This window comes from Methylobacterium sp. WL8 (assembly GCF_008040045.1).
GTDB lineage: Bacteria > Pseudomonadota > Alphaproteobacteria > Rhizobiales > Beijerinckiaceae > Methylobacterium > Methylobacterium cerastii.
This window is the reverse complement of the sequence record NZ_VRVF01000081.1, coordinates 1-20,024: the sequence shown is the minus strand read 5'-3', so window position 1 is coordinate 20,024 and position 20,024 is coordinate 1. Positions and strand designations below refer to the sequence as shown.

The 20,024-nt window shown below is 71.9% G+C and carries 18 protein-coding genes; 8 read left to right on the top strand and 10 right to left on the bottom strand.

The window, feature by feature from the left end; all coding sequences use genetic code 11:
* Positions 1-697, bottom strand: a 697-nt coding sequence (locus FV234_RS21735) for a TPM domain-containing protein (RefSeq protein ID WP_147831590.1), incomplete at its 3' end; no start/stop codon positions are given.
* 12 nt (positions 698-709) lie between these two features.
* Complete coding sequence (locus FV234_RS21730; protein ID WP_238272725.1) at positions 710-1,270, bottom strand: LemA family protein; 561 nt, start codon at positions 1,268-1,270, stop codon at positions 710-712.
* A 256-nt stretch (positions 1,271-1,526) separates the two neighbouring features.
* On the opposite strand from FV234_RS21730, the gene FV234_RS21725 reads away from it, so the two are divergent.
* Together FV234_RS21725 and FV234_RS21720 are read left to right on the top strand one after the other, a co-directional pair.
* Positions 1,527-1,886, top strand: coding sequence for a SelT/SelW/SelH family protein (locus FV234_RS21725; protein ID WP_147753458.1), 360 nt, complete (start codon positions 1,527-1,529; stop codon positions 1,884-1,886).
* Between the two features lie 7 nt (positions 1,887-1,893).
* Complete coding sequence (locus FV234_RS21720) at positions 1,894-4,149, top strand: HWE histidine kinase domain-containing protein (RefSeq protein WP_147831588.1); 2,256 nt, start codon at positions 1,894-1,896, stop codon at positions 4,147-4,149.
* A 302-nt stretch (positions 4,150-4,451) separates the two neighbouring features.
* Here the strand turns inward: FV234_RS21720 and FV234_RS21715 are convergent, their stop codons facing one another.
* Together FV234_RS21715 and FV234_RS21710 are read right to left on the bottom strand one after the other, a co-directional pair.
* Positions 4,452-7,715, bottom strand: coding sequence for an autotransporter domain-containing protein (locus FV234_RS21715; RefSeq protein ID WP_147753460.1), 3,264 nt, complete (start codon positions 7,713-7,715; stop codon positions 4,452-4,454).
* Positions 7,716-7,901: 186 nt separating this feature from the next.
* Positions 7,902-8,894: a hypothetical protein gene (locus FV234_RS21710; protein ID WP_147753461.1), complete on the bottom strand. Its 993-nt coding sequence runs from the start codon at positions 8,892-8,894 to the stop codon at positions 7,902-7,904.
* Between the two features lie 264 nt (positions 8,895-9,158).
* Here FV234_RS21710 and thiE point away from each other — a divergent pair, with 264 nt between their 5' ends.
* From thiE to FV234_RS21695, 3 genes are all read left to right on the top strand, one after another.
* A complete protein-coding gene (gene thiE, locus FV234_RS21705; protein WP_147765034.1) occupies positions 9,159-9,884 on the top strand; it encodes a thiamine phosphate synthase in 726 nt (241 codons plus the stop codon).
* Positions 9,881-10,693 carry a bifunctional hydroxymethylpyrimidine kinase/phosphomethylpyrimidine kinase gene (gene thiD / locus FV234_RS21700; RefSeq protein ID WP_147765035.1) on the top strand — a complete coding sequence of 271 codons (813 nt, stop codon included), beginning with the start codon at positions 9,881-9,883 and terminating at the stop codon, positions 10,691-10,693. Before thiE ends, thiD begins: the two co-directional genes overlap by 4 nt.
* Positions 10,694-10,819: 126 nt before the next feature.
* Complete coding sequence (locus FV234_RS21695; RefSeq protein ID WP_147765043.1) at positions 10,820-11,443, top strand: XRE family transcriptional regulator; 624 nt, start codon at positions 10,820-10,822, stop codon at positions 11,441-11,443.
* 116 nt (positions 11,444-11,559) lie between these two features.
* Here FV234_RS21695 and FV234_RS21690 read toward each other — a convergent pair whose 3' ends face one another.
* The 5 genes from FV234_RS21690 to FV234_RS21670 all read right to left on the bottom strand — a co-directional run bounded on the left by FV234_RS21690 (position 11,560) and on the right by FV234_RS21670 (position 16,700).
* Complete coding sequence (locus tag FV234_RS21690) at positions 11,560-12,147, bottom strand: ABC-type transport auxiliary lipoprotein family protein (protein WP_147765036.1); 588 nt, start codon at positions 12,145-12,147, stop codon at positions 11,560-11,562.
* A gap of 121 nt (positions 12,148-12,268) precedes the next feature.
* The gene (locus FV234_RS21685) at positions 12,269-13,351 is read right to left on the bottom strand and encodes an MlaD family protein (protein WP_147753466.1); all 1,083 of its coding nucleotides are present in this window, start codon (positions 13,349-13,351) and stop codon (positions 12,269-12,271) included.
* Between the two features lie 88 nt (positions 13,352-13,439).
* Complete coding sequence (locus FV234_RS21680; RefSeq protein ID WP_187273759.1) at positions 13,440-14,249, bottom strand: ABC transporter ATP-binding protein; 810 nt, start codon at positions 14,247-14,249, stop codon at positions 13,440-13,442.
* A gap of 25 nt (positions 14,250-14,274) precedes the next feature.
* Positions 14,275-15,375: an MlaE family lipid ABC transporter permease subunit gene (locus tag FV234_RS21675; RefSeq protein WP_238272726.1), complete on the bottom strand. Its 1,101-nt coding sequence runs from the start codon at positions 15,373-15,375 to the stop codon at positions 14,275-14,277.
* A gap of 110 nt (positions 15,376-15,485) precedes the next feature.
* On the bottom strand, positions 15,486-16,700 hold the full coding sequence (locus tag FV234_RS21670; protein WP_238272706.1) for an MFS transporter: 1,215 nt from the start codon (positions 16,698-16,700) through the stop codon (positions 15,486-15,488).
* Between the two features lie 149 nt (positions 16,701-16,849).
* Between FV234_RS21670 and FV234_RS21665 the strand changes: the two genes are divergently transcribed.
* The 3 genes from FV234_RS21665 to FV234_RS21655 all read left to right on the top strand — a co-directional run bounded on the left by FV234_RS21665 (position 16,850) and on the right by FV234_RS21655 (position 19,424).
* On the top strand, positions 16,850-17,992 hold the full coding sequence (locus tag FV234_RS21665; RefSeq protein ID WP_147831587.1) for a hypothetical protein: 1,143 nt from the start codon (positions 16,850-16,852) through the stop codon (positions 17,990-17,992).
* A 130-nt stretch (positions 17,993-18,122) separates the two neighbouring features.
* Complete coding sequence (locus tag FV234_RS21660; RefSeq protein WP_147831585.1) at positions 18,123-18,875, top strand: AAA family ATPase; 753 nt, start codon at positions 18,123-18,125, stop codon at positions 18,873-18,875.
* 108 nt (positions 18,876-18,983) lie between these two features.
* Complete coding sequence (locus FV234_RS21655) at positions 18,984-19,424, top strand: DUF1489 domain-containing protein (protein WP_147765041.1); 441 nt, start codon at positions 18,984-18,986, stop codon at positions 19,422-19,424.
* Positions 19,425-19,517: 93 nt separating this feature from the next.
* Here FV234_RS21655 and FV234_RS21650 read toward each other — a convergent pair.
* The coding region (locus FV234_RS21650) for a hypothetical protein (RefSeq protein ID WP_147831582.1) at positions 19,518-20,024 on the bottom strand (507 nt) is incomplete at its 5' end.

Sequence of the window (20,024 nt, the reverse complement as noted above, 5' to 3'; positions counted from 1 at the left end):
CGCCCGAGGTGCCGCCGCTCCATCCGCCGGAGCCCGGACCCGGCAGGAAGACGATGCCCCCGCCGCGCCCGCTCCCGCCGCGGTTCATGCGCCACGCGACGAACAGGACCAGGAGGAACAGGCCGACGAAGAGCGCCACCTGCGTCGGGTCGACCTCGTCGGCGCGGACCTTCGGCTTGCGCTGCCAGACCTCCGCGTCGCCCGCGAGGATCGAGAGGATGCCGTCGACGCCGGCGGTGATCCCGCCGGCGAAGTCGCCCTCCTTGAAGCGCGGCGTGATCGCGCTGGCGATGATCACGCGGGACAGGGCGTCGGTGAGCGCGCCTTCGAGGCCGTAGCCGACCTCGATGCGGACCTTGCGCTCGGCCGGCGCCACGATCAGCAGGACGCCGTTGTTGGTCTTCGCCTGGCCGATCTTCCACTCGCGGAACAGGCGGTTGCCGTAATCCTCGATCGTGGTGCCCTGCAGGTTCGGCACCGTTGCCACTACCACCTGGTCGGAGGTCTTGTCCTCGTAAGCCTTCAGCTTGGACTCGATCGTCCCGCGCTGCTCCGGCGTGAGGATGCCAGCGGCGTCGACGACCCGTCCGGTCAGCTTGGGGAAGCTCAGCTCCGCGCCGAGCGCAGCCGCCCACAGCCCGACGCAGGCCGCGAGGGCGAGGACGAGGGGGAAGGCGAGGCGCGCGCCGCGCAGCATGCGCGAGGTGCCCTAGAACTTCACGTTGGGCGCACGCTCCGCGTTCGGCGTCGCCGTGAAGGTCTCCATCGGCTTCGATTCCGGATAGAACCACGAGGCGATCCAGCGACCGGGGATGGTGCGGATCTCGGTGTTGTAGGCCTGGACCGAGCCGATGTAGTCGCGCCGCGCCACGGCGATGCGGTTCTCGGTGCCCTCGAGCTGCGACTGCAGCGCCAGGAAGTTCTGGTTCGATTTCAGGTCGGGGTAGGCCTCGACCGTGGCGAGCAGGCGCCCGAGGGCGCCGCTGAGCTGGTTCTGCGCGTCTTGGAACTGCTTGAACTTGGCCGGGTCGGTGATCGTCGAGGCGTCGACCTTGACGCTGGTCGCGTTGGCGCGGGCCTCCGTCACCTTGGTCAGGGTGTCCTGCTCCTGCTTGGCGTAGCCCTTCACCGTCTCGACGAGGTTCGGGATCAGGTCGGCGCGGCGCTGGTACTGGTTCTGCACCTCGCTCCAGGAGGACTTCGCCTGCTCCTCCAGGGTCGGCACGCGGTTGATCGCCCCGCAGCCCGAGAGGCAGGTCGCGAACAGCATCGCGATCAGCGCGCCGGCGACCCGGGCGATGAGGGGGCTGGTTCGCGGCGTCGCGAAATCCGCACTCGACGACATGTCCACCACTCCTGGAAGCTGCATCCGGCCCAGCTTGGCCGTACTTCACGTCCGCGTGAGATAGGGGCTCGGACCCGCCGAGAGAAGGGCCGCGCCGGCTTTCCGCGACGCTCGTCCGGTCCGCCGTCACGGGCCGTGCCCGAGGTTGACAAGGCCACCCCCGCGGTGCGCTGTGCGCGCCATGGATGACACGCCCCATGCTGCGGCTGACAAGCCGCGCGTCGCCATCACCTATTGTACCCAGTGCAACTGGCTCCTGCGGGCCGCCTGGATGGCGCAGGAACTGCTCTCGACCTTCCGAGACGACCTCGGCGAGGTCGCGCTGATCCCGGCGACCGGCGGGGCGTTCTCGATCACCGTGGGCGCCGACACCGTCTGGGAGCGGACCCGCGACGGCGGCTTCCCCGACGTGAAGGTCCTCAAGCAGCGGGTGCGCGACCGGCTCGATCCGGGGCGCGACCTCGGCCATATCGACCGGGCGCGTCCGGAACCGTCTCGATCGGATCCGACCAAGTCCGACCCGCCGAAGTCCGACCCGTGATGGCGCGATGCTTCAGGACCACGCCCCCGCCGCCGAGCCCGGCGAGATCGCGGATGCACCGGTGAGCCCGAGCGAGCTGCCCGCCGCGCCGGTCCGCCGCGGCCCGCCGCCGAACTGGCTCCGGCGGCGCATCGCGCGGCTGGAGCGCAACGGCGCCTCGACGCAGGTCTACCTCGTCGCGCTCGTGATCGCTTTGATCGGGCCGGGCCTGATCTTCACGGCGATCCTGCTCGCCCGCTACGCCTCCGTCGAGCGCGCCCGCTTCGAGCAGGACGCGCGCGAGAACGTGCGCGGCATCGCCCTGTCGGTCGACCGCGACACCGCCGGCCTGGTCTCGGTGCTGCAGACGCTGGCCACCTCGCCACGCCTCAAGGACGGCGAGTTCGAGGCGTTCGACGCCCAGGCGCGCCTCGTCCGCGAGGCGATCGACCTCGACATCATGCTGCGCCGGCCGGACGGGCAGCAGATCGTGAACACCGGGATCAAGCGCGGCGGCATGCTGCCGGTCACCGCCCTGCCGCTCGACAAGGAGGTCGCCTCGGGCACGCAGCGGGCGATGGTGACGGGCTTCCTGCCGGGGCCGATGCCGAGCGACGCGACCTACGCGGTCGCCGTCCCGGTGATGGTGGGCACGAACGTCGCCTACATCCTGAGCTTCAACGCGCCCTTGAGCCGCCTCCAGGCGATCCTCGCCCGAGAGGTGGTGGAAGGCTGGACCACCGGCATCTCCGACCGGCAGGCGCTGGTGCTCGCGCGCCTGCCGGACCCTGGCTCGGTCGTCGGTCGCCCGCGCCTCCAGAGCCTGCGCCAGATCCAGACCGAGACCCCCGGGGTGTGGGAGGGCAAGGACCGGCAGCATCGGCCGGTCGTGGTGGTGGAGGCGCGCTCGCGCCTCACCGGGTGGACGGTCGGCACCAGCATCCCGCAGGCCCTCGTCGACGCCCGGCTCCGGCGCTGGGTCTGGGCCTTCGGCGGATTCGGCCTCCTCGTGCTGGCGACCTCCTCGGCGCTCGCCGTCGTCCTGTGGTCGCGGGTCTCGCGCCCCTTGCGGCAGCTCGCGGCCTCCGGGCCGGCCCTTTCGCGCGGCGAGGCGATCCCCCGCATCGCCTCGCCGGTGCACGAGATCCGCCGGCTCGGCGACGTGCTCACCGACGCGTCCCTGCGCCTCAAGACCCGCGAGGGCGAGCGCGACCGGGCGCTCGCCGACACCCGCCGCGGGCTCTCGGCCCTGCGCGAGAGCGAGGCGCGCTTCCGCCACATGGCCGATTCCGCGCCGGCGCTGATCTGGATGACCGACGAGGACGCGACGATCAGCTTCGCCAACATGCACTTCGAGCACATCTTCGGCATGCCGGCGACGGCCCTGGCCAACGAGGGCTGGCACAAGATCATCCACCCCGACGACCTCGCCGGCTTCTCGACGACCTTCACGGAAGCCTTCGGGGCACGAAAGCCTTTCCGCACCGAGGTCCGCGTGATCGACCGCGACGGCGCGGTGCGCTGGCTGCGCTGCGAGGGCGTGCCGCGCCTCGACGACGGCGGCACCTTCCTCGGCTACACCGGCTGCAACGTCGACATCACCGACGCCAAGTTCGCAGAAGAGCACCTGCTGCTCCTGATCCACGAGCTGAACCACCGGGTGAAGAACACCCTGGCCACCGTGCAGTCGATCGCCAACCAGTCGTTGCGCGGTCTCGAAGGCGCCGAGGCGGACGCGGCCCGCGCGGCCTTCGAGGCCCGCCTGCTGGCGCTCGCCCGCGTCCACGACGTCCTCACCCGCGAGAGCTGGGAGGGGGCCGAGATCGGCACCGTCGTGGCCGACGCGATCCGGCCCCTCGACGCCACCGAGGTCTCGCGCTTCCGGGTCTCCGGGCCGCCCTTACGGCTGCCGCCGCGGATCGCCCTCTCCATCGCCATGGCGCTGCACGAGCTCGGCACCAACGCGGTGAAGTACGGCGCGCTCTCGCGGGAGGGCGGACGCATCGACATCGGCTGGACGATTCGGCGCGACGACGAGGTCTGCCTCACCCTGCAATGGGTCGAGAGCGGTGGGCCGCCGGTCGCCAAGCCCACCCGCACCGGCTTCGGCTCGCGGCTGATCGAGCGCAGCCTCGCCCGCGAGCTCGCCGGCGAGGTCAACCTCGCCTTCGACCCCGGCGGCGTCGTCTGCACGATCGTCGCCCCGGTGCCGCCCCCCGGCCTGCTCGAGCGCAAGGGCGGCACCGACGTGCCGCGGATCGCCCCGCTCTCGCGGCTGGGGTAACGGCGCTCGGGTTTCGGGTGGGGGCGAGGTAGCCGGGTCGGAGAGCCTGTCGGTTTCCTGCCGAATGCCGAAGCTGAACGAGCCTCCGTCCCACCCACCCCTCATCTGACGTGCTTTCGCGAAGCGGAAGCCTCGAAGGAGGCCTTCAGTGGTCGCGTGTCCGGCTGGAGGGCTCCTTCGAGGCCGCTTGCGCTGCACCTCAAAATGAGGGGGGTGGGTGGGGTGAACCGTAGAATATGAAGCCGCCGCGAGCTGATGATCGCGGCGGCGGGTCTTCAGACCGGTGGGGCGTCGGGGCCGGATCAGAACCGGTAGGTGAAGTTGCCCTTCACCGCGTGGTCCTCGGCGCGGGTCCCGACCTGGCCGGTATAGGCGACGCCGAGGGTGGCGGCGGCCGAGACCCGCAGGTCGAGGCCGGCTTCCGCCACCAGGGCATCGCGGTCGATCGGGATGCCGGCGGTGAGGAAGGCCGGGCCGGTGGCGCCGAAGGCGAGCAGCGCGGTGGGCACCACGTCGCCGAAGGCGCGGCGGTAGCCGAGGAGGCCGTGGGCCGAGACCGGCACGCCGAGGCCGAGGTCGAGGCTGGTCTGCGCCCGCACGCCGGCGGTGGCGGTGCCAAGGTCGTAGTCGCGGGCAAAGCCCGTCAGCGCGGCGATGCCGCCGGTCTCGGTGAAGCGGTCGCGGCCGATCGAGACGTAGGCGCCGCCGACGAAGGGCTCGATGTAGGAGAGCGTCGTCACCGGGACCGGGGCGGCGTCCTTGCCGATCGGCGGCGTGGCGCCGCCGAAGACGAACTTGTAGCCGAGTTCGCCGAAACCCTGGATCGTCGAGCCGCCGGTGCGGGCGCTCGGCGTATCGGAGACGCCGGCGAACAGCACCGTCCGGCGCAGGCGCGCCGCGTTGTCGGCGTAGACCGCGCCGAGCCGCAGCGAGACCGGCCCGAGCTCGTACCCGCCGTAGACGCCGCCGAAGCCGCTCTCGATCGAGCCGGATTGCAGGCGGCCGGCCGTGTCGAGGCTGGTCGAAGTGTAGCCGCCGGCGACGCCGACGCGGAAGCCGCTCTCCAGACGCACGTCCGCGCCGAGCACGAAGCCCGAGGTCTGGCGCGACAGGCTCGCCGCGTTGCCGTCGGTGCGGGCCTCGCCGAAGCTGCCGAAGCCCTGGCCCCAGAGCCCGAACACCCGCGGATCGAGGGTGCGGACCGCCACCGGCGTCGGCGCGGCGCGCCGGCCGGGTAGGTCGGCGGTGTAGGCGGCCGGCAGGCGGCCGTAATCGGCCCCGTCCGCGTAGCCCGGCGTCGCGCCCCAGCGCATCCGGTCGAGGATCGCCTCGCGGACGAAGAACGCCGTCTCGAACTCGGCCGAGATCGCGCTGGCATGGATGTCGCCGGTGAGCGCCCGGAATGCGCCGACCGCCTCCGAGGTGGTGAGCCCGACGGTGCGGTCGTAGACGCCGGCGCCGGGGCCGGCGGCCTGGATCGCGTTGGCGACCGCGCCCTGGTTGCGCGTCTGCGCGATCGTCGCGAAGGCGACGTCGTTGCGCGTCAGCGTCAGGTCGACCTCGGTCGGCTGGTAGCGCAGGGTCGGGGTGAGGAAGGCGAAGTTCGCGGTGACGCCCGAGAACTGGCCGGCGACGCCGCCCGCCGCGGTGAGGATCGCGTATTGGGTGCGCGGATCGTAGCTGCCGGCGGCCGCCAGGACCTGCACGGTGCCGCCCGCGAGCGTCGCCGCGCCGCCGACGGCGAGCCGGTCGGACTGCCCGGCGGCGTTGGCCTCGACCTGGAACGTCGAGCCCGCTGCGAACGCCGCGTTGCCCGAGACCGTCAGCGTGCCGATCGAATTGCCCGGCGCCACGGTGCCGCCCGACAGCGCGGTGATGCCGCCGACCGTGCCGGTGCCGCCCAGCAGGCCGCCGCCGTTGACGGTGACGAGGCCGGCGATGGTGCCGTTGGCGTAGAGCGCGCCGCCGCCGCCGATTCCGACGTTGGTGTTCAGCGTGTCGGCGGCGTCCATCCGCAGGGTGCCGGCGACGTTCCCGAAGTAGCCCGCAGCCGAGTACAGGTCGAGGCGGGCCCAGTAGCTCAGGTCCGTCCCGTAGAGGGCGGCGAGCGCGTTGGTCTGGGTGTTGACCAGGATCTGGTTGATCGTGCTCGTCTGCAGCGTGCCGTAGAGGCCGCCGTTCGGGGCGATCGTGCGCGCGGCGGCGGTGCTGCCGCCGTAGAGCGGCGCCAGCAGGATCGAGGCGTCGGGGCCGTTGGCCGGGGCCGCCTCGCGCGGGGCCTGCGCGAAGGTCAGGGTCGGCAGGCCGTAGGTCAGGCGCGCCTGGTAGAGCGCTTGGTTGGCGGCCGAGGGCAGGTAGGGGTTGTTCACGGTGTTGGCCGCGCTCGCCGCGCAGGCCGCGACGGTGTTGCCGCACTGCGCCGCCTCGTAGGCCTGCAACTCGGCCGCCGCCTTGGTGAACAGGCCCGGCACGTTGATCGCCGTGCCGGTCGTGGCCGCGTTGTTGACGTAGGCCGGGTTGGTGAAGGCCTGGGCGAGGTCGTAGGCCGAGAACGCCCGCGAGGCGATGATGTCGAGCGGGTAGTGGACGCCGAGCACGATGCGGCTGTTGCCGTAGTCCGACGCGCGCAGCAGCATGTTCTGGTACTGCTGCGGCACCAGCATCGCGAGCAGGTATCCGTCGGTATAGGCGTACTGCGTGTGGCCGCTCGGGAAGGACGGGTTGGTGGCGATGCCGCTCAGTGCCGTCGGGTCGAAGACGTTGTAGCGGGCCTGCGCGACCTGGATCGGACGCGAGGAGCCGTAGACGTCCTGGCCGGCTTGCGTGTTGCGCACGCCGTAGGCGAGGTCGAGGACGCTGTCGGAGCGGTTGGGCAGGGTGCCGGTCGTCCCGGCCGCACCGGCGGGGGATCCGGCGGGGATCGTGTAGGGACCGGTGGGCAGGGTGTAGCCGGCGGGCGCCACCGCCGGCACCGGCACGTAGCCGGCCGGCGTTGTGCTCGGGTTCGTCGCCGCGCCGTTGGCGAAGTAGTTCTTCGCGACGCCGAGGTCGGCGCTGAACACGCTGTAGGCCTGGTTCAGCAGGTTGAAGGTGCCGGTCAGCGGCCCGGAGGTCGCGTTGCTCGCGCGGATGCCGGTCTGGTAGATCGCGCCGAGCTGCGGCCCGAGGCCGCCGACGGGCTGGACGGGGCTCAGGCCGCCCGCGCTCTGCGGCGCCTGCGACGGCAGGCCGCCGGCGATGTTGTCGGCCGGCCCGAGGTTGACGCGGGTCCCGTTGGCGAGGGTGATCGTCGTGGCGAAGGCGGCGCTGCCCGGCAGCGCCTTGTCGCTGATCGCCTTCTGCTGGTCGGCGACCGAGGCACCCTGGTTCTGGGCGATCGCCTGCGAGAGGTTGAGCTGCAGCGTCTGCTGGCCGACGGTCGTTCCGTTGAGGCCGAGGAACGGGCCGAGCAGGTTCAGCACGTTCACGTTCGACGGCGTCGTGTTGACGGTCTGCGCCTGCGCTGTGCCGGCCCCGTAAGTCGCGACCATCACCGTGATGATCGACACGCCCTGCTTGAAGTCCATGATTCGCCCCCTCGCGCCGCTCGTCGCGCTCGATGGCGAAGGACTATCGAACTCTACGGCCGAGTCTTCGTCATAATCCAGTCACAATATTCACGCCGATCCAGCGTTGCCGGAAAGCAACATTCAAGAATACAACGTCGGCTAAGGACCAGGATTGGTGTCGGCCATCCATGGCGTGACTTGGCGCTACTGGGCGCGCCGCGACGGCGTCAGGCGCAGCCCGGGCGCGGGGCGTTCGAGCAGCACTTCGCGGCGGAAGCGCACGAGCCGCGCAGGACGGCCGGCGGTGCCGCTGGTGACGCCCTCGGTCTCCTCCACCAGCCCCTGCTGCGCCACCAGGCGGCGGAAGTTCTGCTTGTGGAGCTGCGCACCCGACAACGCCTCGACGGTGCGCTGGAGCTGCAGCAGCGTGAAGTGCGGCGGCATCAGCTCGAACACCACCGGGCGATACTTGATCTTGCCGCGCAGGCGCCCGATCGCGGTGGCGAGCACCCGGCGGTGGTCGAAGGCCATCGGCACGCCGGTGGGGTCGCCGGGGCGGGCGGGGCCGGCGTTGCCGGCGGCCTCCGGGATCAGCCCGGCCTCGAACAGCAGCTCGTAGCGCTCCAGCACGCGTTCCTCGTTCCAGGTCGCGCCGTTGAGGCCGAAGGTGAGGCCGAGGCGGTCGGCCCGCGAGCGCCGCAGCTTGGCGTCGGCTGGCGCGCCGGCCCAGGCCAGGAGCTCGGCCTCGATCGCGTCGAGCTCGGGCGGGCGCCCCTTCCGGAAATCCTCGTAGGGCAGGTAGCGATACCAGTTGCGCCACGCCGCCTCGGCGAGGCCCGCCGGGCGCTCCTCGCGCACCAGCGCGAGGTAGGCCACCGACAGGGTGTGGACGCCGGACGTGCTGTCCCCCTTGGCGTCGGCCTGCCGGTCGCGGTCGCCGAAGGTGTAGAGCTGCTCGACGTAGCCGAGGCGCTGGTGCGTCTGGCGCTCGACCCAGGCGCGCAGGCCCCGCTCGAGGGTGGCGTGCTCCGAGACCAGCGGCCCGGCCGGCAGCCCGTCGCCGCGCCCCGGGGCCTGGTCTGGCACGTGGACGGTCAGCGCCCGCGGCTCGCCCTCGGTGGCGGCGATGATCGCGGCGGCGAGCCCGACGGAGGAGGGGCTGGGCACCGTGCCGCCCGCGCGCGAGTCCGCCGACATCGTCTGTCCCGTCGCCCTGCCCATCGCAACGCCGTCCGAAGCCGGCCGAATGCCCGTGATGCGGCCGCGCTGCGGCCCGCCGTTGCTTTAGCCGCAAACCCGCGTCCGCCGTCAACGCGGCGGGCACGATCGGGCGGGGACGGCGCGATCCCGTGGGCTCTCGAAAGCGCTTGCTAAGCGTCGGCGCGATGGCCAGACATGCCTCGAGGTCTTCACGCGAGCCGGCATCCCTGTCGCTCCACGAAGCTTTCGGGGAGGTGGGCGATGCAGGCGGGCGGCAGCCTCGGGAACGCGACCACCGGCCGCGCGGCGGGTCCCAAGGTCGACCTGCGGCTTTACGGCCTGCTCGACGTCGGCGTCTGCGGCGGCGACGGGCGGCGGCTCGCCGAGATGGCGGCGGCTGCAGTCTCCGGCGGCTGCACCCTGTTCCAGTATCGCGAGAAGGACATCGCCGACGCGCGCGCCGCACTCGCCCGCATCCGCGCGATCCACGCCGCGCTCGCCGGCCGCGCGCCGCTGCTGGTCAACGACCGGGTCGACCTCGCGCTGGCCGCCGGTTGCGAGGGCGTGCATCTCGGCCAGTCGGACCTGCACCCGGCCGACGCGCGCCGGCTGCTCGGCGAGGGGGCGATCGTCGGCCTGACCCTGAAGACCGGCGCGCAGGCCGACGAGCTCTACCGCCTGCCGGTGGACTACGCCTGCATCGGCGGCGTCTTCGCCACCGCGAGCAAGGACAACCCGGACCCGCCCGTCGGCCTCGACGGGTTCGCGCGGATCGCATTCCGCGCCAGGCTCGCCCGCGGCGGCGCGGTGCCGGTCGGCGCGATCGCCGGCATCGATGCGAGCAACGCCGCCGCGGTGATCGCCGCCGGCGCCGACGGGATCGCGGTGATCTCGGCCCTGTTCGGGGCCGAGGCGGTGGAGGGGAGGGCGCGCGACCTGCGGGCGCGGGTCGACGCGGCGCTCGCCGAGCGGGGAACCATCCGATGACGCCGATCGCGCTGACCATCGCAGGATCGGATTCGGGCGGCGGTGCCGGAATCCAGGCCGACCTCAAGACCTTCTCGGCGCTCGGCGTCTACGGCGCCAGCGCGATCACCGCGCTGACCGCGCAGAACACCCTCGGCGTCCAGGGCATCCACGACGTGCCGGCCGGCTTCGTCGCCGCGCAGATCGAGAGCGTCTTCACCGACCTCGCCGTCACCGCCGTGAAGATCGGGATGCTGTCGCAGCCGGCGGTCATCGAGGCCGTCGCGGCAGCACTCGAGCGCTACGCGATCCCCAAGCGCATCCCCGTGGTGCTCGATCCGGTGATGGTCGCCACCAGCGGCGACCGGCTGATCTCGGACGATGCGGTCATGTTGCTCCGCAACCGCCTGATGCCGCTCGCCGACCTCGTCACCCCGAACCTGCCGGAGGCGGCGAGCCTCCTCGACGAGCCGGCGGCCGTGGACGAGAACGGCGCGGCGGCGCAGGCCCGGCGCCTCGTCGCGGCGGGCGCCCGCGGCGTGCTGATCAAGGGCGGCCACGCCGAGGGCGACGAGAGCGTCGACCACCTGCTCACCGCCGACGGGCTCGTGCGGCGCTTCTCTGGAACCCGCCACCCGACCCGCAACACCCACGGCACCGGGTGCACCCTGTCGGCGGCCGTCGCCGCCGGCCTCGCCAAGGGGATGACCCTCGAACAGGCGGTGCGCGCCGCCAAGGCCTACGTTAGCGACGCGATCGCTGCCGCAGACCGGCTCGCGATCGGCGCCGGGCATGGGCCGGTGCACCATTTCTTCGCGGTCTGGGCCTGAACGCACGGCAGAGACGCCGTCCCATCCATACGCGCCGCCTTGCATCCGCCGGGCGATTGCGTTTGTAGTAGCGCACGATCGTTCCGATAAACGGAACGCAATGGCGAAGCGCGGATGGCTGCGGCGATGCAGGAACAGGCGGAACGGCCGGGTCGGGGCCGGGACATGCTGAACGGGGCGGCCGTGCTGTCGGGGCAGCTCGGCAAGACGATCCAGCGCCTGCGCAAGGCCTACAACCTCTCGCTGTCCGAGCTGGCCGAGCAATCCGGCGTCGCCAAGTCGATCATCAGCCAGATCGAGCGCAACGAGACCAATCCGACGCTGGCGACGATCTGGCGCCTGTCGCAGGCGCTCGACGTCTCGATCGAGCGGGTGCTGGCGGCCAACGACGAAGAGCCCTTCATCGAGAAGTCCTCGCGGGCCGACACGCCGATCCTCGTCTCCGAGGACGGCAAGGTGCGCCTCGCGATCATCGGCTGGGTCAAGACCATCGAGTGGCTGCAATGGTACGAGGTCTCCGCCGACCCCGGCGGAGTGCTCGATTCCGATCCGCACCAGCGCGGCTCAGTGGAATCGCTTTCGGTCTCGGAGGGCTGCTTCGAGGTCGAGATCGGCGGCGTCGTCCAGCGCGCGCGGGCTGGCGAGACCCTGCGCTATCGCTGCGACCGCCAGCACGCGGTGCGCTGCACCGGCGACGTGCCGGGGCGCGCGACCATGGTGGTGATCATGAAGGCGGCGGTGATGGAGTGAGCGACTTAAGCGCTTAGAGCATTTTCAAGCGAGGTGGATGCCGGCTCGCGTGAAGAAAATGCGACCACACAGTAGGTTAGAGCATTTTCCGTGATCCGGAGATCACGGAAAATGCTCTAGCGCCCGCCGTTCACCCACCGCACCATGTCCGCGAGCACGGTGCCGAGCGCCTGGTCGAGGGCGCGGGCGCCGTTGCCGGCATCGACCGCGGCGACCGGCACGCGGGCCGTGAAGATCCGCGCCGCGACGACCTTGCCGGTGCCGTCCGCGATCAGCTTGGCCGAGATGTCCACCACCGCCTCGCCGGTGCCGGCGGCGATGTCGAAGGCGCGGATCTCCGAGATCAGCTGGTAGTCGGACACCACCTTGTCGCCGGGGCGCGAGACCGAGCGCATGCGGCCGGCATTCTCCAGGCTCTGGATGATCCGGGTCTGGATCAGCCGCGGCAGGCGGTCGGCCCATTGGCCGCCGCCGAGGAAGGCGAGCGAGCCGCCGGCCTCGCGCACGATGATGCGGTCCGCCTCGAACGGCTGGATGCCCACGGGCTCGGCGACCACGATCGCGCGCGCGGTCGCGGCCGGGCGGCCGGTCGCGGGGAGCGCCATGAGGTCGAAGGTCAACGGCGCCGCGCCGCCGCCGCAGCCGCCCAGCATCGGGGCGACGAGCGCGGCGGCGAGCGCCAGACCGGTTACGGGGCGGAGCATACGCGATACCTGAACGATCCCGGCCGCACGGCCGGGATCGGATGAAGCTGTGCCGTTCAAACTACGCGAGCGCGGCAAACGTGCCGTGCGCCGGGGCACATCGACCCGGAAACCGGCGCGTTCAGCGGCCACCGTTGTATTCCGGCAACGTCGGCTTGCCGCCGAAGATCACCTGCGACGGGTCCCGCTCCAGGGTGCGGACCGTGCGGTTCAGGGTGTTGAGGGTGCGCTGCCCGTCGGTGGACAGGGCCTCGACCTCGCGGCGGCCGGTGCCGCTCAGCCGCCCGAAGCTCGTGGCGATGTTGGCCGTGCGCTTGTCGAGGTTCTCGGACAGGGTGCGGAACGCCTTGCCGGCGTCGCGCACCGAGATCGCGGCCTCGCGCACCTGCGTGAAGGTGCTGGCGCCGGCCTCGCCCGAGGCGGAGCCGAGGAAGCCCTCGGCGCCCTTCAGCACCGCGTCGATCTTGTCGGCTGACGCGTTGAGCTTGGCGGCGAGCGAGCGGGCGTCGTGCAGGCCGGCCTCGATGTCGGGGCTCGACGTGGCGAGCGCCGAAGAGAACCGGTCGGTGTTGTCGATCACGCGGTTGAGCTTGGTCCCGTCCACCGCCTTGACGAGGCTCGAGACGGCCGGGCCGGCCTCGGCCAGGGTCTTCGAGAAGCTCTCGACGTTGGCGAGCGTGCGGGTGATCGCGCCCTCGTTGCCGGCGACCACCTTGTCGAGGCGCTGGAGCACGTCGTCGGCCCGCTGCGCGATCTGCTTGGCGGCGGCCATCATGTCCTGGATGTCGGACGAGTCGGCGAAGATCGTTGGCATCTCGCCATTGCTGCCGGCCGCGAGCGCCGGGGCGTCGGCGTTGCCGCCGTTCAGCGCGATCACCGAGACGCCGGTGAGCATCGCCGAATCGAGGCGGGCGCGGGTGTCGGCGCGCAAGGGGGTGGTGGGCGCCACCTTGATCTCGGCGATGACCCGGCGCGGGTCCTGCGGCAGCAGGTGAACGTCCGTCACCTCGCCGACCTTGATGCCGTTGAAGGTGACGCTCGATCCGCGCGACAGGCCGCCGACGCTGCCCGAGAACACGATGCGCACCGCCTGGCTCACCTGGCGCGACGAGCCGCCCGACAGCCACAGCACGAAGCCGAAGCCGACGAGGATCACCCCGAGGGTGAAGGCGCCGATGAGGGCGAAGTTCGCGCGGGTCTCCATCGGTCAGGCCTTCCGCCAAGCTGTGGCATTCACGCGGTGCGCGGGCGCACCCTTGCTGTGCGCCGACGCACGCACCCGGTGCTTACGCTCACGCATGGGCCGGCTCTCCAATCTGCGCAGGCGCCGGCGGCACGATCGCGCGGGCGCGCTTGCCGTGGAAGTACGAGCGCAGCCACGGATGGTCGTGCGCCAGCATCTCGTCGATCGTGCCGGCGGCGATTATCTGCCCGTCGCCGAGCGCCGCGATGCGGTCGCACGCGGTGTAGAGGCTGTCGAGGTCGTGCGTCACCATGAAGACGGTGAGGCCGAGCGTCTGCTTCAGGGTCGCGACCAGCTCGTCGAACTCGCCCGCGCCGATCGGGTCGAGGCCGGAGGTCGGCTCGTCGAGGAACAGGATCTCGGGGTCCAGCGCCAGCGAGCGGGCGAGCGCCGCGCGCTTGATCATGCCGCCCGACAGCTCCGAGGGCAGCTTGTCGGCCGCGTCCGGCTTCAGGCCGACCATCTCGATCTTCAGGCGCGCGAACTCGTCGAGCAGGCGCTCGGACAGGTTCAGGTGCTCGCGCATCGGCATCTGGATGTTCTGCTTCACGGTGAGCGCGGAGAACAGCGCGCCCTGCTGGAACAGCACGCCCCAGCGCTGCTCGACGCCGCGGCGCTCGGCGATGGTGAGGCCGTCCATGTCCTGCCCGAACACCTCGATGGTGCCGGACCGCTTGGCCACGAGCCCGAGGATAGTGCGGGTCAGCACAGACTTGCCCTGGCCCGAGGGGCCGACGAAGCCCAGGATCTCGCCGCGGCGGATGTCGAGGTTCAGGCCCTTCAGGATGGTGCGGTCGCGAAAGCCCACGACGAGGTCGCGGACGCGGATGATCGCTTCGGGCTCGTTCGTCTCGGGCATGGAACCTGGGTTTCGCACGGACTCGTCAGAAATCGATCGCGGCGAAGAAGACCGCGAACAATCCGTCGAGGACGATGACCATGAAGATGGATTTGACCACCGAGGCGGTGACGTGGCGCCCGAGCGATTCGGCCGAGCCTTCCACGGCGAACCCCTCGATCGTGGCGATGATACCGATGATCAGCGCCATGAACGGCGCCTTGATCAGCCCGACGAGGACGTGGTGGACGCCGACCGCGGCCTGCAACCGGGCGAGGAACTGCTCCAGGGTGAGGCCGCCATAGGCCATCGCGGTGAGGCCGCCGCCGGTCAGCGCCGCGAGCGCCGCGATCAGCGTCAGCATCGGCAGGCCGACCACGAGGGCGAGGATGCGCGGCACGATCAGGATCTCGATCGGGTCGAGCCCCATGACGCGGAGGGCGTCGACCTCCTCGCGCATCCGCATCGAGCCGATCTCGGCGGTGAAGGCCGAGCCGGAGCGCCCGGCCACCATGATCGAGGTGAGCAGCACGCCGAGTTCGCGCAGGATCAGCAGGCCGATCAGGTTGACGACGAAGGCCGCCGCCCCGAAGCGCTGGAGCTGGAAGATGCCCTGCTGCGCGACGATGCCGCCGACGAGGAACGAGATCAGGAAGATGATCGGCACGCCGCGGAAGGCGACCTGCTCGATCTGGTTGACGAAGGCGCGGCCGCGGAAGCTCGAAGGGCGCGAGGCCACCCGCAGGCAGGCGGCGATGACCTCGCCGAGGAAGGCGAGCCCGGTGACGAGGTCGTGCCCGCCGCGCACGACGCGACGGCCGAGGCCGTCGAGCAAAGCGACCACGCGGCCCTGGCGGACGGGGCTGGCGGGCTCCGGATCGCGCAGCTGCATCTCGCCGAGCAGGATGCGGTGCTCGGGCCGCACGCCGGCATAGGTCAGGTGACCGCCGGCGGCCTCGATCTCGCCGCGGGTCCGCTCCAGCACCCAGGCGCCGAGGGTGTCGAGGCGGGCGACGTCGCCGAGGTCGACGACCACCGGGCGCACCCTGGCCTCGGTGGCGATGCGTGCGGCGGCGGTCTCGACGGCGCCGCCCTGGTCGGCGGTCCAGCGACCGTCCAGCGCGACGCGGCCGTCGCCCGGCGCGATGGTCGCGCCGGCGGGCTGCCGGTCGGGCCGGCGGGTCGGCGTGGTGGCGGTGGCCTGCACGAAGCCTGTGTCCCTGTTCGGCGCCGGTCTGCGCCGGCGATATGTCCAGATTAGGGTTGACGGTCCGTATCGTACCGCACCGCAACCGAGACTTGTGCGGTTGAGGGCGTCGTCCGGCGCGCGGCCGCCGCCGTCAGGGCGAGGCCCGCGACCGCGAGCGGCGCCATCGCCAGGAAGGCGAGGGGCCCCCCGGCCCGGTAGGCGAAGCCGCTGAGCAGCGTGGCGCCCGCCGCCGCGGTGGCGTTCGCGGCACTGAGCGTGCCCTGCGCCCGGCCGCGGGCGCCGTCCGGGGCGAAGGCGGAGACGGCGGCCATCGCCCCGAGCTGCGTCGCGCCGAAGGTCAGGCCGTGCAGCGCCTGGAGCCCGACCAGGGCGGCCAGGCTGTCGCCGAGCGCATACATCCCGAGCGCGCGCACGAGGGCAGCCCCGCCCCCCAACGCGAGATAGCGGAACGGCGTGCGCCAGCGTGCGGGCAGGCGCGCGACGCAGGCGAACAGGACGATCTCGGCGGCGACCCCGACGCCCCAGAGCGCGCCGACGGTGGCCGTCGAGAAGCCGTGCGCCGTCCAGTGGATGCTGCCGAAGGCGTAGATCGCCGCATGGCTCGCCTGGATCGCGGCGGCGGCGGCGATGCAGAGCTTCAGGCGCGGCGGCAGGCGCGGGCGCATTCCCTCCGCGTGTTCCGGGGCAGGCGCGGCGACCGACCGGCTCGTGAACGCGACGGCGCTGGCGATCAGCGCGAGCCCGGTGAGCAGCAGCGGCACCGCGAGGGTCTCGCCCATCGCCGTCAGCAACGCGCCCCCGGCGAGGTTGGCCAGCAGGAACGCCACCGAGCCGGACATGCGGATCCGCGCGTAATCGAGCTGAGGCCGGCGGCGGATCGCGGCGAGGGTGAGGTAGTCGATGCTCGGCACGAGCGGCGCGCCGGCGACCGCATTGAGGACGACGAGGAGCGCCAGCGCCGCCCAGCCGATCCCGGCGCCGGCCGGCATCAGCGCGTAGGTCCCTGCCAGCGCGAGGCTTCCCGCCAGCAGCAGCGCCCGCGCACCGACGCCCCGGTCGATCAGGCTCATCAACGGCGCCGTGGCGACGATGCGCGTCGCGATCGGCAGCGCGAGCAGCAGCCCGATCACCGACGCGTCGAGGCCGAGCGCGGCGAGCCAGACCGGCATGAACGGCATCGCGATGCCGATCTCGACGAACACCACCGCATAGAGGAGCGACAGGCGGATACGGCTGGGCTCGAGGGGCGGTGACGCGGCCAAGGGTCTCGATCGATCGGCGTGGACGGGGCGGAGGCGGCGTCCGTAAGCCGCCGTTAAATCGATCCTGTCAAATTGTGCGCTCGCCAGTGTCGTTCCGGAGCCATGTCGAGCCCCACCGCACGCGGCCATCGCCCGCAAGGACGCGTACCATGTCCGGTTCCCACTCGCTGACGGCCTTCGAGCCGACCGAGTACGAGGCCATCGAGGCGACCATGAGCGGCAGCGCCCGCGGGCGCTGGTTCCTCGCCGAGTTCGCCAGCCGCAACCGCAGCGCCGACACCAACGTGCTGCTCGATGCGATCGCGCGGCTCGAATCCGCGGTCACGGACGGGCGCGGCCCGGACGCGGTCAGCCATTTCCGCGGCGACATCATGGAGATGGCGAACGCGATCGGCCGGACCAAGGCCGAGATCGCAGCGATCACCGATCCCGGCCACGACCAGACCCGGCTCAGCATCGCGTCGGAAGCCCTGGACGCGATCGTCCAGGCGACCGAGCGGGCGACCACCGACATCCTGGCCGCCGCCGAGCAGGTGCAGGAGAGCGCGTGGTCGCTGCGCGAGAACGGCATCGACGCGGCGGCCTGCGACGCCCTCGACCGCTACGCGACGCAGATCTACACCGCCTGCTCGTTCCAGGACCTCACGGCGCAGCGCACCGGCCGGATCGTCCACACGCTGCGCTACCTCGAGGAGCGCCTGAACGCGATGATGGCGATCTGGGGAGACGCCGGCGACCCGGTCCCGCCGGGGCCGGGCGACGCGACCTACCGCCCCTCGATGGAATCGCGGCCGGCCGATCTCGACCAGAGCGACGTCGACCGCTACCTCGGCACCGACGCGCCGGCGACGATCGCCGCCGCGCATGCGGCGCTCCGCGCGATCGAGCCGGGGGCGGTGCCGCTCCACGACGACATCGTGTTCCTGCCCTCGGCCCCCGAGCCCGAAGAGCTTGAGGTTCCTGAAGAGCCGGCGATGCTCGAAGCCCTCGGGGAGCCCGAGCCGTTCCAAGAGCCCGATGCCGACGTCGCGCTCGACTGGGCCGAGGATTTCGAGGCGCAGATCGCCTCGAAGGAGGTCGTCGCCGAGCCTGAGCAGGACCCGGAGCCGGAGCCGGAGCCGGAAACGGACCACGAGCCGGAGGCGGAGCTGGCGCCCGAGCCTGAAGCGGATCCCTCCGAAGACGCTTCACCCGAGCCGGACGCCGTGTCGCCTCCGGCCACTGAGCGCGCGATGAGTTTCGCCGAGATCGACGCCCTCAGCGTCGAGGAGAAGCTGGCCCTGTTCTGCTGAGGCAGGCTTCGCGAGGACGGCACTTGGTCCTGCGATAGGAAATCGCGCACGACACGCGGCGCGGCCGTTGCACGCTCCGGCGCGATCGCGCCATCTGTCGGCTGCGAGTCGGAGCAGCGGGGCCGGGGCGTTGGCGAGATACCAGGTCAAGACGTTGCCGCCGCCGTACCTGAGGCGGGTCTGGATTCCCGACGACGCGACCCACGACCGCGACGCCTATCCGTTCTGCCTTCCGCTGTTCCGGGAGGGCGGGTTCGAGCTGGCGTTCGACCGCCCGGTCACCATCGTCGCCGGGGAGAACGGGGTCGGCAAATCCACGCTGCTGGAAGGCATCGCGGTGCTCGCCGGCTTCGACGAGAGCGGGGGCGGCCCGGGCTACCGGGCCGTCGACAACGCCCGCGCCGCCGAGACCGGCGGCGGAAGCCTGGCGCGGTCGCTCAAGGCGAGTTGGCTGCCGAAGGTCGGCGGCGGCTGGTTCTTCCGGGCGGAGAGCTTCTTCTCCGTGGCCCGCTACCTCGACGAGGTCGGCAGCCCGTCGGCGGACTTCCTGTCCCATTCGCACGGCGAGGGCTTCATCCGGTTCTTCGAGGAGCGCTGCGCGCGACCCGGCCTCTTCATCTTCGACGAGCCCGAATCCGCCCTCTCGCCGACCCGGCAGTTCGACTTCCTCAAGCTCCTGAAGCGGATGGAGGCGGGCGGCCGGACCCAGGTGGTGATCGTGACGCATTCGCCGATCATCATGGCCCATCCGGGGGCGGGGCTGCTGCGGATGACCCGACACGGGCTCGAGCCGGTGGCGCTGCAGGACACCGAGCACTTCAGGATCATGCGGCAGTTCGTGAACGATCCGGGTGGCATGGTCGAGGCCATGACCGAGGGGTGACCCGGCCGCGCTCCCGCGGACCGGGACGAAGGGCCGCGCACCCGCTGCGACGATCCGCGTTACACGCTCTCGCGCATCGCCCCGCGCCTGCGAGAGACCGACGAGACCGTGGCCCTTCACCTGCTCAAGCTCTGCGTCGGCCCGGCCTCGATCGAGGAGCTTGCGGCGCGCCAGGCGCGGTTCCGCGACGAGGCGCTGCGGCTCGGCCTCGCACCCGCGCCGGTCCACACCACGCGGATGGTGCCCAAGCGCCGGAGCGAGATCGCCGGTCGCGGCTCGATCTACTGGGTGATCAAGGGCACGCTGAGCTGCCGGCAAGCGGTCGCAGCGATCGAGCCCTCCACCGGCGACGACGGCATCGGCCGCTGTCGCCTGGTGCTCGATCCGGCGATCGTCGCGGTCGCGCCGCGCCCCTACCGCCCGTTCCAGGGCTGGCGCTACCTGACCCAGGGCGACGCGCCGGCCGACCTCGGCGAGGGCGCGGCCGGCGACCTCGCGGCGATGCCGGAAGCCCTCCGTCGCGAACTCGTCGGCCTCGGCCTGCTCTGATCCGACGGCCTGGCCGATCAATCTTGCCCAAGAAGAAGGGGGCGCCCCCGATGGAGGCGCCCCCTTCTCGTCGTCCGATCCCGCGTGGAGCCGTCAGGCCCCCTCGAACCGTCCGCTCGCGTGGGCGAGCATCGTGTAGACCTTGCCCGTCTCGGAGGTGAGGTAGGCGTCGGCGCGGGCCGCGTCCTTGTCGTTGCGGGCCACGTCGCCGAGCAGGCGCTCGAACTCGCTGACGTAGCGATCGACGGTGCGGCGGAACTCCGCGTCGGCCCGGTAGCGGCGCTGCATCTCCAGGAAGGTCTGCTTGCCCTGCGGCGTGTAGATCTTGATGTCGAACAGGTTCGGCTCGCCGCGGCGGTAGCGCTCCCACAGGTCCACCGCGGTGCGGTGGTCGATCATCCGCGCGATGTCGGCCGAGATCGTCTCCAGGGCGATGCGGCCGGTCTCGACCGCGGCCTTCGACGCCGCCGGGGCGGGGCTCTCGGTAACGCCCGCCTCGTCCTCGTCGTCGAGGGAGGCGCGCGTCAGCAGGTCGGACAGCCAGCCGCGCTTGTCGCCCGACGCCTGGCCGGATGCGGGCCGGACGGGGGTGGCGGGGCG